14 protein-coding genes and 1 pseudogene are annotated in these 14,516 nt (G+C 72.2%); 10 read left to right on the forward strand and 5 right to left on the reverse strand.

The window, feature by feature from the left end; genetic code table 11:
- Positions 1 to 108: 108 nt before the first annotated feature.
- Both OO63_RS05130 and OO63_RS05135 read left to right on the forward strand, forming a co-directional pair.
- Positions 109 to 708: a TetR/AcrR family transcriptional regulator gene (locus tag OO63_RS05130; protein ID WP_030358105.1), complete on the forward strand. Its 600-nt coding sequence runs from the start codon at positions 109 to 111 to the stop codon at positions 706 to 708.
- Between the two features lie 201 nt (positions 709 to 909).
- The gene (locus OO63_RS05135; protein ID WP_030358106.1) at positions 910 to 2,112 is read left to right on the forward strand and encodes an MFS transporter; all 1,203 of its coding nucleotides are present in this window, start codon (positions 910 to 912) and stop codon (positions 2,110 to 2,112) included.
- Between the two features lie 9 nt (positions 2,113 to 2,121).
- On the opposite strand, the gene OO63_RS05140 is transcribed toward OO63_RS05135, so the two are convergent.
- Complete coding sequence (locus tag OO63_RS05140) at positions 2,122 to 3,354, reverse strand: ROK family protein (protein ID WP_033263826.1); 1,233 nt, start codon at positions 3,352 to 3,354, stop codon at positions 2,122 to 2,124.
- Between the two features lie 230 nt (positions 3,355 to 3,584).
- Between OO63_RS05140 and OO63_RS05145 the strand changes: the two genes are divergently transcribed.
- On the forward strand, positions 3,585 to 4,784 hold the full coding sequence (locus OO63_RS05145; RefSeq protein WP_030358108.1) for an MFS transporter: 1,200 nt from the start codon (positions 3,585 to 3,587) through the stop codon (positions 4,782 to 4,784).
- A gap of 124 nt (positions 4,785 to 4,908) precedes the next feature.
- Positions 4,909 to 5,610: a helix-turn-helix domain-containing protein gene (locus OO63_RS05150; RefSeq protein WP_030358109.1), complete on the forward strand. Its 702-nt coding sequence runs from the start codon at positions 4,909 to 4,911 to the stop codon at positions 5,608 to 5,610.
- 111 nt (positions 5,611 to 5,721) lie between these two features.
- Here the strand turns inward: OO63_RS05150 and OO63_RS05155 are convergent, their stop codons facing one another.
- Positions 5,722 to 6,300 (reverse strand): dihydrofolate reductase family protein, encoded by a 579-nt coding sequence (locus OO63_RS05155; RefSeq protein WP_030358110.1) that lies wholly within the window; start codon positions 6,298 to 6,300, stop codon positions 5,722 to 5,724.
- A gap of 208 nt (positions 6,301 to 6,508) precedes the next feature.
- On the opposite strand from OO63_RS05155, the gene OO63_RS05160 reads away from it, so the two are divergent.
- The 3 genes from OO63_RS05160 (at position 6,509) to OO63_RS05170 (ending at position 10,768) form a co-directional block, all read left to right on the forward strand.
- The gene (locus tag OO63_RS05160; protein ID WP_030358111.1) at positions 6,509 to 7,561 is read left to right on the forward strand and encodes a D-alanine--D-alanine ligase family protein; all 1,053 of its coding nucleotides are present in this window, start codon (positions 6,509 to 6,511) and stop codon (positions 7,559 to 7,561) included.
- Between the two features lie 64 nt (positions 7,562 to 7,625).
- The gene (locus tag OO63_RS05165) at positions 7,626 to 8,348 is read left to right on the forward strand and encodes a maleylpyruvate isomerase family mycothiol-dependent enzyme (protein WP_030358112.1); all 723 of its coding nucleotides are present in this window, start codon (positions 7,626 to 7,628) and stop codon (positions 8,346 to 8,348) included.
- Between the two features lie 410 nt (positions 8,349 to 8,758).
- Positions 8,759 to 10,768 carry an nSTAND1 domain-containing NTPase gene (locus tag OO63_RS05170; protein WP_157853945.1) on the forward strand — a complete coding sequence of 670 codons (2,010 nt, stop codon included), beginning with the start codon at positions 8,759 to 8,761 and terminating at the stop codon, positions 10,766 to 10,768.
- A gap of 222 nt (positions 10,769 to 10,990) precedes the next feature.
- Here the strand turns inward: OO63_RS05170 and OO63_RS05175 are convergent, their stop codons facing one another.
- Positions 10,991 to 11,737 (reverse strand): SDR family oxidoreductase, encoded by a 747-nt coding sequence (locus tag OO63_RS05175; RefSeq protein ID WP_030358114.1) that lies wholly within the window; start codon positions 11,735 to 11,737, stop codon positions 10,991 to 10,993.
- 94 nt (positions 11,738 to 11,831) lie between these two features.
- Between OO63_RS05175 and OO63_RS05180 the strand changes: the two genes are divergently transcribed.
- A complete protein-coding gene (locus tag OO63_RS05180) occupies positions 11,832 to 12,440 on the forward strand; it encodes a TetR/AcrR family transcriptional regulator (RefSeq protein WP_030358115.1) in 609 nt (202 codons plus the stop codon).
- A 305-nt stretch (positions 12,441 to 12,745) separates the two neighbouring features.
- Here OO63_RS05180 and OO63_RS46605 read toward each other — a convergent pair whose 3' ends face one another.
- Positions 12,746 to 13,096 carry an alpha/beta hydrolase gene (locus tag OO63_RS46605; RefSeq protein WP_234311139.1) on the reverse strand — a complete coding sequence of 117 codons (351 nt, stop codon included), beginning with the start codon at positions 13,094 to 13,096 and terminating at the stop codon, positions 12,746 to 12,748.
- On the opposite strand from OO63_RS46605, the pseudogene OO63_RS43170 reads away from it, so the two are divergent.
- Both OO63_RS43170 and OO63_RS05185 read left to right on the forward strand, forming a co-directional pair.
- A pseudogene (locus tag OO63_RS43170) lies at positions 13,039 to 13,164 on the forward strand (DNA-binding response regulator); the annotation flags it as partial. The gene OO63_RS46605 and the pseudogene OO63_RS43170 overlap by 58 nt on opposite strands.
- A 114-nt stretch (positions 13,165 to 13,278) precedes the next feature.
- On the forward strand, positions 13,279 to 14,007 hold the full coding sequence (locus tag OO63_RS05185) for a maleylpyruvate isomerase family mycothiol-dependent enzyme (protein ID WP_030358116.1): 729 nt from the start codon (positions 13,279 to 13,281) through the stop codon (positions 14,005 to 14,007).
- Positions 14,008 to 14,068: 61 nt separating this feature from the next.
- Here the strand turns inward: OO63_RS05185 and OO63_RS05190 are convergent, their stop codons facing one another.
- Positions 14,069 to 14,491, reverse strand: a complete 423-nt coding sequence (locus tag OO63_RS05190; RefSeq protein WP_030358117.1) for a MarR family winged helix-turn-helix transcriptional regulator — start codon at positions 14,489 to 14,491, stop codon at positions 14,069 to 14,071.
- Positions 14,492 to 14,516: the final 25 nt, after the last annotated feature.

The following is a 14,516-nucleotide window of genomic DNA, read 5'->3' on the forward strand; positions in this document are numbered from 1 at the left end:
CCGCCACGACCATGCGCCACGCTTCCCGTGAAGGCAAATGACATTGCTGTATCAGCAAATCGAGGGCCCGTATTGCATCACGCGTTCCAAAACGGCTACGGTACCGACATGGCCCGACCACGGACGTTCGACGAGGACCGGGCCCTGGACGCGGCGATGCGCGCCTTCTGGGCGAACGGCTACGAGGCCACTTCGACCCAGGACCTGTGCGAAGCCACCGGCCTGGGCCGCAGCAGCATCTACAACACGTTCACCAGCAAGCACGACCTGTTCCGACGCGCCCTGACGCGCTACATCGAGATCATGAGCGCGCCCCAGGCGGAGATCCTGGAGGACGCCGGACGCTCGGGCATGGAGCGGATCCAGGCCCTGTTCGCCCGCATCGTCAACAGCGAGTACGAGTACCGGGAGGACGACGAGGCCAGCATCGGCTGCCTCACCGTCAACACGGTCGTGGAGCTGGCGCGGCGCGACCCGGAGGCGGCCGCGCTCGTCGAGCGCGACCTCGGCACCCGGCTCGGCCTGCTGCGCATCGCCCTGGAGGCGGGGCAGCGCGACGGCACGATCACCGCCGAGCGCGACACCGACGCGCTCGCCCGGTTCATCAACGCCACCATCGGCGGCATGCGCGTCTCGGCGCAGGCGGGCGCGGGGCGCGCGGCCCTGGAGTCGATCGCCGACACCGCGCTGGTCGCCCTGCGCCCCTGACACCCGACTCGCCCCACTCCCCGCGCCCACCAATCCCCACCAGTCCCCACCAGTCCCCACCAGCCCCCACCAGCCCCCACCAGCCCCCACCAGCACGACACGCCGGGCTCGCGCCCGTTCCGGGCCACCCATGCCCAGGTTTTGTACTGACCCATCCAATACTTGAGCGATCAGCCCCACCTCCCCGAAGGAGCAGCACCCATGCCCCGCGCCGTATACGTCCTGGCCCTAGGCATCTTCGCCATGGTGACCAGCGAGTTCGTCGTCGCCGGACTCATGCCGCAGATGGCCGACGGGCTCGACGCGACGATCCCGGAGATCGGCTATCTGATCACCGCCTTCGCCGTGGCGATGGCCTTCGGCGGGCCGTTCCTGACGGTCGCCCTGCTGAAACTGCCGCAGAAGCGGGCCCTGATGGTGCTGTTCGCCATCTTCCTCGGCGGCAATGTGCTCGCCGCGCTCGCCCCGGACTACTGGACGATGCTCGTGGCGCGTGTCGTCACCGGTGTCGCCTCGCAGGCCTTCTTCGGCGTGGGCATCTCCATGGCCACCCGGCTCACCCGCCCCGAGATACGGGGCCGCGCCGTCGCCGTGGCCCTCAACGGGCTGATGCTGGGCACGCTCCTCGGCCTTCCGCTCGCCACCGTCGTCGGTGAACACCTGGGCTGGCGCGCGGCGTTCTGGGCCATCACCGTGCTCACGGTGCTCGCCGCCGCGGCCACCTTCGCCGGAGTACCCCGTGTCGAACGCACCGAGGACGAGTCCGGGTCGCTGCGCGAGGAGCTCGGCGCCTTCAAGAGCCCCCGGCTCTGGCTCACCCTGACCACCAGCACCTTCGTGATCGGCGCGACGTTCGCGGCGTTCAGCTACCTCAACCCGATCCTCACCGAGATCACCGGCTTCGCCACCGGCACGGTGCCGCTGCTGCTCGTCGCGTACGGCGCCGCCACCCTCATCGGCAACACCGTCGTCGGCCGCCTCGCCGACCGGCACACACTGCCGGTCCTCGTCACCGGCCTGCTCCTGAACCTCGGGTTCCTGGTCGGCTTCGCGCTCCTCGCCGACCTGCCCGTCGGGGCCGTGGTGATGATGCTGGGCATCGGCCTGGTCGGCGTCACCATGAACCCGGCGATGGTGACCCGCGTGCAGCGCGTGGGCAACACCGGCGCGCTGGTCAACAGCGTCCACTCGTCGTTCATCACGGGCGGCATCATCATCGCCACGTCCATCGGCGGACCGGCCATCGACGCCTACGGGCTGCGGGCGCCGCTGTGGATCGGCGCCGGGCTCGCGGCGCTCGGACTGCTCTCCCTCGTACCGGACTTGAGGCGGCGCGCGGCGGCACGCACGCAGGCTCCCGTCGAGGCGTCGGTCCCCGCGCGGGAGGCCGTCGAGGTCGGCTGACCCGGCCCGCTAGCCGAGCGCCCCCAGGGGGTCGTCGAGCACCGGCTGCCAGGCCAGCTCGGCGGCCCCCACCAGGCTGTTGTGGTCGAGGGTGCAGGCCAGGATGGGGACGCCGCCGCTGCGGCCCCACAGGCTGCGGTCGGCCACGACGGCGCGCAGCCGCTCCGGGTCGGCCTCGAGGAGGGCGCGGTGCAGCCCGCCGAGGATGATCCGGTCCGGGTTGAGGATGTTCACCAGGCCCGCGAGGCCGAGGCCGAGCCGGTCGATGAGGGCTTCGATCGCCGTGCGCACCGCCGGGTCGGCGTGCTCCTCGGCGACGAGCCTGCGGGCCTGGACGAGCAGGCCCTCGGGGCTGGGCTCGACGCCCACCGCCGCGAGGAAGGCCAGCGGGTCCGTCTCCACGTCCAGGCAGCCGCGGCTGCCGCAGTAGCAGGGGCGGCCCTCCGGGTTCACCGTGAGGTGGCCGACCTCCAGAGCCAGGCCCGAACTGCCCGTGTGCAACCGCCCGTCGAGGACGAGGGCACCGCCGACGCCGCGGTGCCCCGTCGCCACGCACAGCAGGTCGCGCGCGCCGCGCCCCGCGCCGTGCCGGTGCTCGGCGAGCGCCGCCAGGTTCACGTCGTTGCCGGTGAACGCGGGGCCTTCGATGCCCGCGTCCCGTACGCAGTTCGCGAAGATCTCCCGGACCTGCGCGCCCGCGGGCCAGGCCAGGTGCAGCGGGTTGAGCGCCGTGCCCTCCGGCTCGGCGACGGGCGACGGCACCGCGAGGCCCGCGCCCACGCACCGTCTGCCGGTCTCGCGCAGGAGCTGGGCGCCCGCCTCGATGACCGAGCCGAGCACCTGCGCCGGGTCGGCGTCGATGGTCTCGCAGCCGGGCGCGGTGGCGACGATCCGGCCGCCGAGGCCCACGAGCGCGGCCCGGAATCCGTCGGCGTGCACCTGGGCCGCGAGGGCGACGGGCCCGGCCCCGGCGACGGACAGCCGGTGCGAGGGCCGCCCCTGGGAGCCCGCGGCGGCGCTCGGCTTGGCGTCGACGCTGATCAGGCCGAGCGCCTCCAACTCCGCGGCGACCGCTCCCGCCGTGGCGCGGGTGACGCCGAGCTCGGCGGTGAGGACGGCTCGGGTGGGGGCGCGCCCGGTGTGGACGAGTTCGAGGGCGGGGCCGAGCGCGGTACGACCGCGCTCCAGACGCGTGCGCGTGGACAGATGTGCCTCACCCCGGGTGGCAGCCTTCCCGTTCATGAGGGCGAGTCTCCCATGATCCGTACGCCGTCTCGCCGTTCAGCCGTCATCCCGTCTTCCCCATCCTGTCTCCCCGCGCTCTTCGGTCCCGGGAGCCCCGTGCGCGTACCGCCGCGGCCTCCCGGGCGATCCCCGCCCGCGCGTCCGCCGCGACGCGACCCCGCGCGCACCGCCCCCGTCGCGAGGAAACCGTCTTGTCCACGGCCCGGCTTCCCCTCTACGCTGACTTTGTGCCGCTACTAAACAAAACCACGTCCGGGGCCTCCGGAGCCACTTCCCCGGAGCTCACCCGGCTCCGTGTCGTCCTGACGGTCTTCTTCGCCCTCGACGGCTTCATCTTCGCCGGATGGGTCGTGCGCATCCCCGCGATCAAGGAACAGACCGGCGCCTCGTCCAGCGCCCTCGGGCTCGCCCTGCTCGGCGTCTCGGTCGGCGCCGTGATCACGATGATGCTCACGGGACGGCTGTGCCGCCTCTACGGCAGCCATCCGGTCACGGTCGTCTGCGGTGTCCTGCTGTCGCTGAGCGTCGCGCTGCCGCCGCTGACGCACTCCGCGGCGGCGCTCGGTGGGGTGCTGCTGCTCTTCGGGGCTGCGTACGGCGGGATCAACGTCGCGTTCAACAGCGCCGCCGTGGACCTGGTGGCCGCCCTGAAGCGACCGATCATGCCCAGCTTCCACGCGGCCTTCAGCCTCGGCGGAATGTTCGGCGCGGGGCTCGGCGCGCTCATAGCGGGCTCCGTGTCCCCCACCCGCCATCTGCTCGGCCTCACCGTGGTCGGCCTGGCTGTCACCGCCGTCGCGGGACGCGCGCTGCTGCGCCTGAAGCCTCCGGCGCCCCCGGTCGAACGGCGCCACGACGACGGCACCTCGCAGCGCCTCACACCCCGCACCCGCGGACTCGTCATCGTCTTCGGCCTGATCGCGCTCTGCACCGCGTACGGCGAGGGGGCGCTCGCCGACTGGGGCGCGCTCCACCTGGAACAGGACCTCAACACCGCCCCGGGCGTGGCGGCCGCCGGCTACTCGTGCTTCGCGCTCGCCATGACGCTCGGCCGCGCCACCGGCACGACCCTCCTGGAACGGCTCGGCCGGACCCGGACCCTGGTCGCGGGCGGCGCCACGGCCGCCGTCGGCATGCTCCTCGGCGCACTCGCCCCCTCCGTCTGGGCGGCACTCCTCGGCTTCGCCATCACCGGCATCGGGCTCGCCAACATCTTCCCGGTCGCCGTCGAACGCGCGGGCGCTCTCGCCGGAGCGAGCGGCGTGGCCATCGCCTCCACGTTCGGCTACACCGGCATGCTCCTCGGACCGCCCGCGATCGGGTTCATGGCGGACTGGTTCACCCTGCCCACGGCGCTGACGAGCGTGGCGCTGCTGGCCGCGGTGGCCGCGGTCATCGGCTTCACCACGCGGCGGGTCGTCAGGTGATCCCGGCACGTGGCCCCGCGTCGGGCCGACTGGTGCGGGCGCGACCTGTCCCCGTACGTGGCCACGCGTCCGGCGGCGTCATTCCGTTCGGTGGGACAACGACACCGCGGCGTATCCTGCGGCCGTGAAGCTGCACTTCGAGACACGCCGGTCCGACTCGCCATGGGTCGACACGGTGTGGACCTGCACGGGCGGACAGGTCACGTCGATGACCTCCGTCGCGGGTGTGCGCTGGGGCCTGGTGTTCTGGGAGCAGGACGGCCGGTCGTACGCGTCCGTCACCGGGCCCGCGACCCGGAGCGGCACGGCGCCGGTGCCGGAGGGCGCGACCTTCACGGGCATCGAGTTCGCCGTGGGCACCTCCTTGCGGGCCATGCCCACACCCGCGTTGGTCGACGGCGGCGTCGAGCTCCCCGACACCCACCGGCGGACGTTCCGGCTGGACGGCGCGCGCCATGAGACGCCGGGCCCGGACGACGCCGAGGCCCTGGTGGAGCACCTCGTCCGGGCCGGGATGGTGGTCCGTGACCCGCTGGTCGCCGAGGTGCTGCGGGGCCGGGACTGCGCGGATGTCTCCCAGCGGACCGTCGAACGCCGCTTCCGCGCCGCGACCGGGCTCACCCGGGGCGCCATCCGGCAGATCGAGCGGGCCCGCACGGCGGCGGAGCTGCTCGCTGCCGGTGACTCGGCCGCGGATGTCGTCGCCCGGCTCGACTACTTCGACGAGCCGCACCTGGCCCGGGCGCTGCGCTCGTACGTCGGGCGCACCGCCCGGCAGCTGCGGCAGAAAGACGGCTGCGCGATCGGGCTCGACCTGGATCCGTGACGGAATCCTGACCTGGATTCTTGACCTGGATTCTTGACCTGGACCGACGCCTGACCTGGACCGACGCCTGACCTGGGCCAGTGCTTGACCTCGGCCAACGCCTGACGTCGGCTAACGCTTGACGTCGTAGACCAGCTTCAGGATTCCGTTCGAGTAGCTCTGCGACTCCCGCAGCGTCAGCATCTGCTTGGCTCGGTCGGCCCGGCCGAACAGGCTCTTCCCCGCACCGAGCAGCACGGGGAAGACAAGCAGGTTGTACTGGTCGATGAGGCCCGCGTCCGACAGCCGCTCGGCCAGCTCGGCACTTCCGTGGATGAAGATCGCGCCGCCCTCGCCCTCCTTCAGCGCGGCGACATCCTCGGTCGAGCGCAGGATGGTCGTCGGCCCCCACCCGTCGACGAGGGCGTCGTCGGAGAGCGTGGACGACACCACGTACTTGGGCAGCTCCTTGTAGTCGGCGTGGTCCTCCGAGCCGGGCCAGACCGACGCGAACGCCTCGTAGCTGCGGCGGCCGAACATCAGCGCCGTCGTGTCGGCGAGTTCCTCGCCCTTCAGCGACCAGGCCTCCGGCACGAACTCGAGGTCCTTGGCCACCCAGCCGCCGCTGCGGTGCTCCTCCCCCGGCCCGCCGCCGGGCGAGTCCACGACGCCGTCGAGCGACATGAAACCGGTGTAGACGAGCTTGCGCATGGTGCTGTCTCCTTCTTGTCGTTCTTGTTGAGGTTCTTGTTGAGGTTCTTGTTCAGCTTTGTGTTCGGACGAGCTGTCGCACCGACACTAGATCGACTCGCGGGGGCCGTCTTGGACGGAAACGACAGCCGATGCGGGTGCCGGGGTCGAGGAGCTCGGTGACGGGATAACGACGGTACTGCCGACGTACGGCGGGTAATGCTGGTCCATGAGGATTGTCGTGCTCTGCGGTGCGGAGAGCCTCGAACGCTACGTCTCCCTGGAATCCGGCCTGTCGGTGGCCCGCGCGTTGACGGAGCTGGGACACGAGGTCGAGGTGATCGACCCGGCCGCCCCGCACCCGGTGCTGGCAGGGCCGACGCGCGACTCGGACGCACTGCCACGGTTCACCTCACCGGGCCACCTCCCCGACAGGGACGAGGCGGAGGACAGACGGCGGATGTTCACCGCTCTCACCCGCGGCCCCGTCCGGGACGCGCTGCACGCCGCCGACCTGGTCTTCCTCGCACTGCACGGAGGCTGGGGCGGCGACGGTCACGTGCAGTCCCTCCTGGAGATGGCCGGCCTCCCCTTCACCGGCGCGGGCAGCGCCCAGTGCAGCCTCGCCTGGGACAAGCGCCGCACCCTGCAGCTGCTTCCGCACGCGGGCGTGCGGGTCGGGCCGTGGACGGCGCACCGCACGGACGACGGCCATCTGCCGCCGGAGTCCGTCGCCCTGCTGAAGGAGGGCCCTGTCGTGGTGAAGTCCGCGGCAGGCACGGCCCACGAGATGCTCCATCTGGTGTGCGTGGAGGACGAATTGTCGCGTGTGCTCCACGGCACGCCCGCGGGCGAGGAGGTGGTGCTCACCCCCTATCTGCCCGGCCGGGAGTTCTCGGTGGGAGTGCTGGGTCGCCGCGTACTGCCAGCCGTTGAGTACATGTTCGACGGCCCCTTCCTGGACTACCGGGCGAAGTACGCCGAGGGCGGCGCGTCCCACACCTGCCCCGCGCAGATCCCACCCCGCCTTGAGCAGCATCTGCGCGAGCAGGCCCTCCGGGCCCACCGTGCCGTGGGCCTCGGGGACGGGGACTACTCCCGCTCGGACTTCCGCTGCGACCGGCGGGGAGAACCGCACTGCCTGGAGGTGAACGCGTGCCCGGGCCTGCGCACGGTCAGCGCCCTCGCGCACTCGGCCAAAGGCGCAGGCATCCCCTACGCCGACCTCGTCGACCAGATCGTGCGCTTGCGGCGGCACCGCGTTGATCGCAGCGAGCACTAGGCCGTCCCGTCCGGATCGGCGGAGGCGCGTACCGTCAGGAGATCGACGTGGTTAGGCTTTCACGGTGGTCAACTCGCCGATAGCCCCTGACGAACTGGTGGTTCGGGTCTCGCGGTCTCATGCCCGGCTGCTCGAACTGGTCGATCGACTCGACGACCGGGAGAAGGACTCACCGTCCGCCCTGCCGGACTGGACCCGCGGGCACGTGCTCCAGCACCTCGCCGACAACGCCCGCGCCTTCGAGCGGCAGGCCCTGGCCGCCGCGCAGGGCGAACTCGTCGACATGTACGACGGCGGCCAGGCGGAGCGCGACCAGTCCATCGACCAAGGGGCCGCTCGGCCCGTGGCCGACCTTCGCGAGGATCTGAAGCTCGCCCAGCAGGCGCTCGTCGACACGTGGGGCCGGCTGACGGCAGCGGACTGGCAGCGCACGGTCCGCTTCCGCCATGCACGGGTCCTCGACACCGCGCTGGCGCGCTGGCGAGAGGCGGAGATCCACGCCGTCGACCTCGCGGTCGGCTGCCGTCCCCGCGACTGGCCGCGGGAATTCGCCCTGCACGCCCTGGACTTCCTGTCCGCTCGCGCCCCCGTCGGCACGCGGCTGGCGCTGCGGGCCACGGACGACGCGTTCTCCCGGGTGCTGGGTGCGGGCACGGAGGTCGAGGTCTCCGGGGCGGTGCGTGACCTCGCGGCCTGGATGGCCGGGCGCAGCACCGATGCACGCCTGGAGACGACCGGGTCCCCCTTGCCGGAACTGGGGCCCTGGCCCCCTGACCCCGCGGAGTGACGTGCGGGCGGCGCACCTGCCCGCGAGAGCAGACGCGCCGCCTGACGGCCCGGCCGTGCCAGGTGGGGGCCTGCGCCGGTCGGGTGTCTAGGCGGCGTACCAGCCACGCCAGGCGCTGGACTTGTAAGTGCTGCGCCAGTGGGTGCCGTTGGCGGCCTCGACGACGAACGTGCGGCCCCGTGGCCCCGCTTCACGGGCACGGCCTGTGCCCACACCGCACGTCGGGCGAGCGGGGTGTCGGAGGTCGACTGCAGCGGGGTGCGGGTCGTTCGGCAGGTCCCTTTCTCGGTGCTGCACAATTCCGCCCGGAGGGGCGGTGGGCTCAAAGCGGCTCTTGCCGTGCCCGTGCCGTGGTCCATAGCGTGACTCGCGCATGCGGCAGGGGTGGGGACATACGGGGGGACCGTGCGATGGGGCGACCGGAAACGCCTCTGGATCCCGGCGCGGGGCCGGTGCAGGAGTTCGCGTACGCGTTGCGGAAGTTGCGCCAGGAGGCCGACAGCCCCACGTACCGGCAGATGGCACGGAGCGCGCGCTACTCGGTGACGGCCCTCTCACAGGCGGCCGCCGGCACTGCCCTGCCCTCCCTCGCCGTCACGCTGGCCTATGTCCGCGCCTGCGGCGGGAACGTGCCGCAGTGGGAGGGCCGGTGGAAACAGGCCCACGCGGCGACGGCGCTCGCGGAGCCGCGCGACGACAGGACGCAGCCGCCCTACCAGGGCCTGGCCCGGTTCGAGCCGGACGACCACGACCGGTTCTTCGGGCGCGACACCCTGGTGGACGTCGCACGGACCCTGGTGGGTGAGCACCGGTTCACGGCGGTGCTCGGCCCTTCCGGCAGCGGCAAGTCCTCACTCCTGCGCGCCGGACTGATCCCCGCGCTGCGGGCTCGGACGGACGGCCTGGCGGCGATCCGGATCCTCACCCCCGGCGAACACCCCTTGCGCACCCACGGCCCGGCCCTAGACCCCGCCGACGGCGACGCGGACACCGTCGTCCTCGTCGACCAGTTCGAGGAAGTCTTCACCCTCTGCCACGACCCGGCAGAACGCGCCGCCTTCATCGACCGACTGCTCGCCGCCCGCGAACCGGCAGGCAGGCTGCGCGTCGTGATCGCCGTCCGCGCCGACTTCTACGGCCGCTGCGCCGAACACCGCGCCCTTGCCGACGCCCTCACCGCCTCCAGCCTCCTGGTCGGCCCGATGAGCGAGACGGAACTGCGCGAAGCCGTCGTCCAACCGGCCAGAGCCGCAGGCCTGATCGTCGAGCGCGACCTGACCACCCGGCTGATCAGCGAGACCAAGGACGAACCGGGCGGACTGCCGCTGCTGTCCCACGTGCTCCTGGAGACCTGGCGCCGCAGCCGCGGCCGCACCCTGACCGTGGCAGCGTACGAGGCAGCGGGCGGCCTGCACGGAGCGATCGCCCAGACCGCCGAGACCGTCCACACCCAACTCACCGACACACAGGCGGACCTGGCCCGGCTGCTCCTGCTCCGCCTCATCGCCCCCGGCGAGGGCGCCCCGGACACCCGCCGCCCCGTGCCCCGTTCCGAGCTCGACCTCGCCGAGGACACCGGAGACGTCGACCAGGTCCTGGACCGGCTGGCCCGCGCCCGCCTGATCACGCTCGACGACGACACCGTGGACCTCGCCCACGAAGCCCTCATCCCCGCCTGGCCCCGCCTCCGCGGCTGGATAGACGCCGACCGGGAACGGCTGCTCGTGCACAGGCGACTCACCGAGGCAGCGCACACCTGGGCCCAGCTCCATCACCACCGCGACGCACTGTGGCGGGGCCCTCGCCTGACTGCCGCCGAGGAACACTGGACCACCCCGTCCCAGCAACAGTCCCTGACCTCCCTGGAAAGAGACTTCCTGCGCGCCGGCACAGCGGCCCGCCGCCGTGCCCGCAGACTCCGGCGCGTCCTGGTCGCCGTGGTGTCGGTCCTGGCCGTACTCGCATCGCTGGCCGGCGGCCTGGCCCTGCAACAACACCGCACCGCGGAGCGGCAGTACGAGGAGCAAGAGGGCCGCAAGGCCGCCATGGCCGCGGTCAGCCTCATGGCGTCCCCTTCCGGGCGAGACCGCGTCCTGGGGATCAAGCTCAGCGTCGCCGCCTGGCGCATCGCGTCGGTGGAGGAGACCAGAGCCGTACTCAGCCAGGCACGGTACATCCACTACACGTCCGAGCGGCTGTCCTTCCCCCGCGATCCGGTCACCGTCGACCCCGAGGAAGGAGAGGAACTCCGTCGCACCCTCTTCAAGGGACGCCAGACCTTCAAGATCTTCCTCGCGGACGACTACGACGGAGGCAAGGGGTTCACCGGCATGGCCGACGCTCTCTGCGCCTACTTCGGTGGCCCTTCTCGCCAGGAGTGGAACTCGATACTGCGTGCTCCTTATCGGGACGTCTGCTGACGCCGCCGTCCGCAGGGCACACCACGAGGTAGCCGTGGGAGTGCCATGACTCCGTACGGCGAGATCAGCAGGACGGCGCGCATGCCGTGTCGCCTGCGGACCGGCCTGGACATCGAAGCCGTACCCGATGGCGGCGGTCCCGCCGACCGTCAGGGCCGGGCGCGGGGAGACGCCTCGCCGGGGCTGGGAAGTTCCCCCGGTGGGGCGCCGCCGCCGTCGGGCTCAGACCTGGTTCAGGCCGCCGTCGACGTACAGGCTCGAACCGGTGACGAAGCTGCTCTGCTCGGAGGCGAGGAAGACCACAGCCGCGGCGATCTCCTCCGGGCGGGCGAGTCGGCCCAGGGGAACTTGCGCCGCCAGGTGCTGCCGCAGGCCGGCCGCCTGTTCCGGGTCGGGAGCGAGCCCCGAGAGGCCAGGGGTGTCGGTCGGTCCCGGCGTGACGGCGTTGACCCGGATCCCGCGCCCCTTGAGTTCATTGGCCCAGGTCCGGGCGAAGGACCGGGTCGCGGCCTTGGACGCCGCGTACACGCCGAACGCCTCCTCGCCGGAGTCCACGCTGGTGGAGCCGTTCAGGATCACCGAGGCGCCGTCGTTGAGGAGAGGCAGCGCCTTCTGGACGGTGAAGAGTGTGCCCCGGACGTTGATCCCGAAGAGCGCGTCGAAGTGCTCCTCCGTGATCCGCTCGAGCGGGACGAACTCGGCCACGGAGGCGTTCGCGAACAGGACGTCCAGACCCTGCCCACGATCCCTGACCGCCTCGTAGAGCCGGTCCAGGTCGGCCAGGTCCGCGATGTCGCCGAGCACCGCGGTCGCCGACCCGATCGTCGCGACGGCCGCGTCGAGTTCCGTCCGACGTCGGCCGGTGATGAACACATGCGCACCCTCGGCCGCCAGTCGCACCGCGCCGGCCAGCCCGATCCCCGTGCTGCCCCCGGTGACGAGAGCGGTCTTTCCTTCCAGCAGTCCCATGGCGACAACCTCCCTCAAGTTCTGCATCGATCGATACAGAACTCGACCGTAGCACTTCCGCATCGATCGATGCGGAAGAGGTAGCCTGTGGAGGGTGGGCACCGAACAGAGCCGATCCGTCGGCCGACCGCGGGGATTCGACACCGACGAAGCGCTCGAGCGCGCCATGCTCGTCTTCTGGGAGCACGGCTACGAGGGCGCCAGTCTGGCCACCCTCACGGAAGCGATGGGCATCTCCACCACCAGCATGTACGCGGCCTTCGGCGACAAGGAGGAGCTCTTCCGCAAAGCCCTGGGGCGCTACAGCGAAGGCCCGAGCGCGTACCTGGACCGCGCACTGGGCGAACCGACCGCCCTCGGCGTGGCCACCGCGATCCTGACCGGCGCCATCCGGACCACCACGAGCCCGGCCCGCCCCCAAGGCTGTATGGGCGTCCAGAGCGCCCTGGCCGCCGGCGACTCCGGACAGACAGTCCGTGACCTCCTCACCTCCTGGCGGAACAACGGCTGCTCCCGCCTGCACCGGCGTTTCCAGCAAGCCGTCGACGACGGCGACCTGCCTCCACAGGCGGACGCGGCGCTCCTGGCCCGCTACGTCACCACCCTGGCCTTCGGCATCGCCGTGCAGGCCGCGAGCGGCGTCAGCCGTGAAGAACTCCAGGCGATGGCCGACGCCGCGCTGCGCAACTGGCCGCTCTGCTGAGAACCGCCGGGCATCGGCGACGGGACACCCCCACCCCCACAGCCGACGTCTGCCGGGTGCCGGTCAGCCCGGCCGCGCATCGCGGCACAGCCCTGCGCCTTCACCAGGAACCGCCTCCGGTCGATGTGGCGTCCGCCACCGCGACAGCAGCACCGTGTTCACCGCCATCGGGATCTGGCCGCTTGTCACCGGTCGTTGAGCCCGTTCCTCGGACCGTGCGCTTCCACCGTCGCCGTCTTCGACGGCCCGCAGGCCTGCCGCACAGGCCGACCGCTGCTGCTTCTGCCCGGCCGAGCCCCGGCACGTCATGTCCTTGGCGGGGAGCCTCCCCGTCGCCAGATAGAACGTCGCGGCCCTGTCCGCGCAGCGATTGCCGTCGGGAGCGTAGAGGACGCCGTGTCCTCGCCGCCTGCGACGGTCAGCATCCGGGAGCCGCACAGGGCCCGGTGCATGGCCCGGGCGGCGAAGAGGGGTGTCTGGGAGTCCCACTCGTTCTGTGCGATCAGCGCGCCGGCCTTGTTGTCGATCCTGGCCTGCGGCTCGCTGCCCCGCTCCAAGAAGGCACAGGGGCTGAGGGCGGCCGCGAAGTCGCCGCAGAGTAAGCCTGGAGACGGTGAAGACGCGCGTCGGGAACGTGCTGACCAAGCTCGGCGCACAGAACCGGACGCACACGGTGGTGATCGCGTACGAAACCGGTCTTGTCGTGCCCGAGGTCACGGGCTGACGCGACATCAGGTGGTCTGCCCCCGGCCTGCCGGTGCCTCTGGACCAGCCTCGCGGGCGCCCACCGCGCGACAGGTGTCCCCCTGGAGCCCGCTCCATCCTGCACAATCCCGGCATGAAGACTGCTGAGCACACGGAACTCCTTGAGCGCGAAGGCACATTGCTGGCGGACGCGGCGCGGGAGGCGGGCCTGGACGCGCCCGTGCCGACCTGTCCCGACTGGCGGGTTCGCGACCTGCTGCGGCACACCGGCGCGGTGCACCGCTGGGCCACCCGGTTCGTCGCGGAGGCGCTGCCCGGTTTCGAGCCGTGGCAGGAGCGGCTCGACCTGGACGGCGACGCCCTCCTTGACTGGTTCCGGGAGGGGCATGCCCGGCTGGTCGCCGCGCTGCGGGAAGCGCCCGCCGACCTGGAGTGCTGGACGTTCCTGCCCGCGCCGTCGCCGCTCGCCTTCTGGGCACGGCGGCAGGCCAACGAGACGGCCGTGCACCGGATCGACGCGGAGTCGGCGCGCGGCGGTGCGCTGTCGGCGCTGGACGCGCGGTTCGCGGCGGACGGGATCGACGAGTTGCTGCGCGGGTTCCACGGGCGCGCGAAGAGCCGGATGCGGACGGCCGAGCCGCGCGTGCTGCGGGTGCGGACGACGGACGCGGAGGGGACGTGGACGGTACGCCTGTCCGCCGACGTCGCCGTCACCGAGCAGGGGGAGACGGCGCCGGCCGACTGCGAGGTGTCGGGCGCGGCCGCGGACCTCTATCTGGCCCTGTGGAACCGGCGGTCGTTCCCCGAGGTGTCGGGGGACGCGGACCTCGCGGCGCTGTGGAGCGAGAAGTCGGGCGTCTGAGGCACCGGCCCGACGGCGCGCGCCCGGGCGTGACGTCGGGCATCGACGCCCCGGGCAGGCGTCAGGCGCCCGCCCCCGGAAGCATCCGGGCGAGGACCGCCCGCTGCACCGGCCGTGCCTCGGCGTGCACCGTGCGCCCCTTGTCGGTGAGGCAGACCCGGACGCCGCGGCGGTCCTCGTTGCACATGCCGCGCTCCACCAGGCCGTCCTTCTCCAGGCGGCCGATGAGGCGGGACAGCGCGCTCTGGCTGAGGTGCACGTGGCAGGCGATCTCCTGGACGCGGAAGGCGTCGTCGCCGTCCTCCGCGAGGCCCGTGGCGAGCACGTCGAGCACCTCGAAGTCGCTCGCGCCCAGGCCGTGCTGATGCAGCTCGCGGTCCAGCTCGCACTGGGTGCTCGCATGCACCGCGAGGATCTCCCGCCACTGCTTCACGAGCCGCTGCTCGGCGTCAGTCGCCGCCGGCCCGGCCTTGGTCGCCGCCATGTACGCACGGTAGCAGGAACGGGAC

Source organism: Streptomyces alboflavus (assembly GCF_000716675.1).
Classification (GTDB): domain Bacteria; phylum Actinomycetota; class Actinomycetes; order Streptomycetales; family Streptomycetaceae; genus Streptomyces; species Streptomyces alboflavus.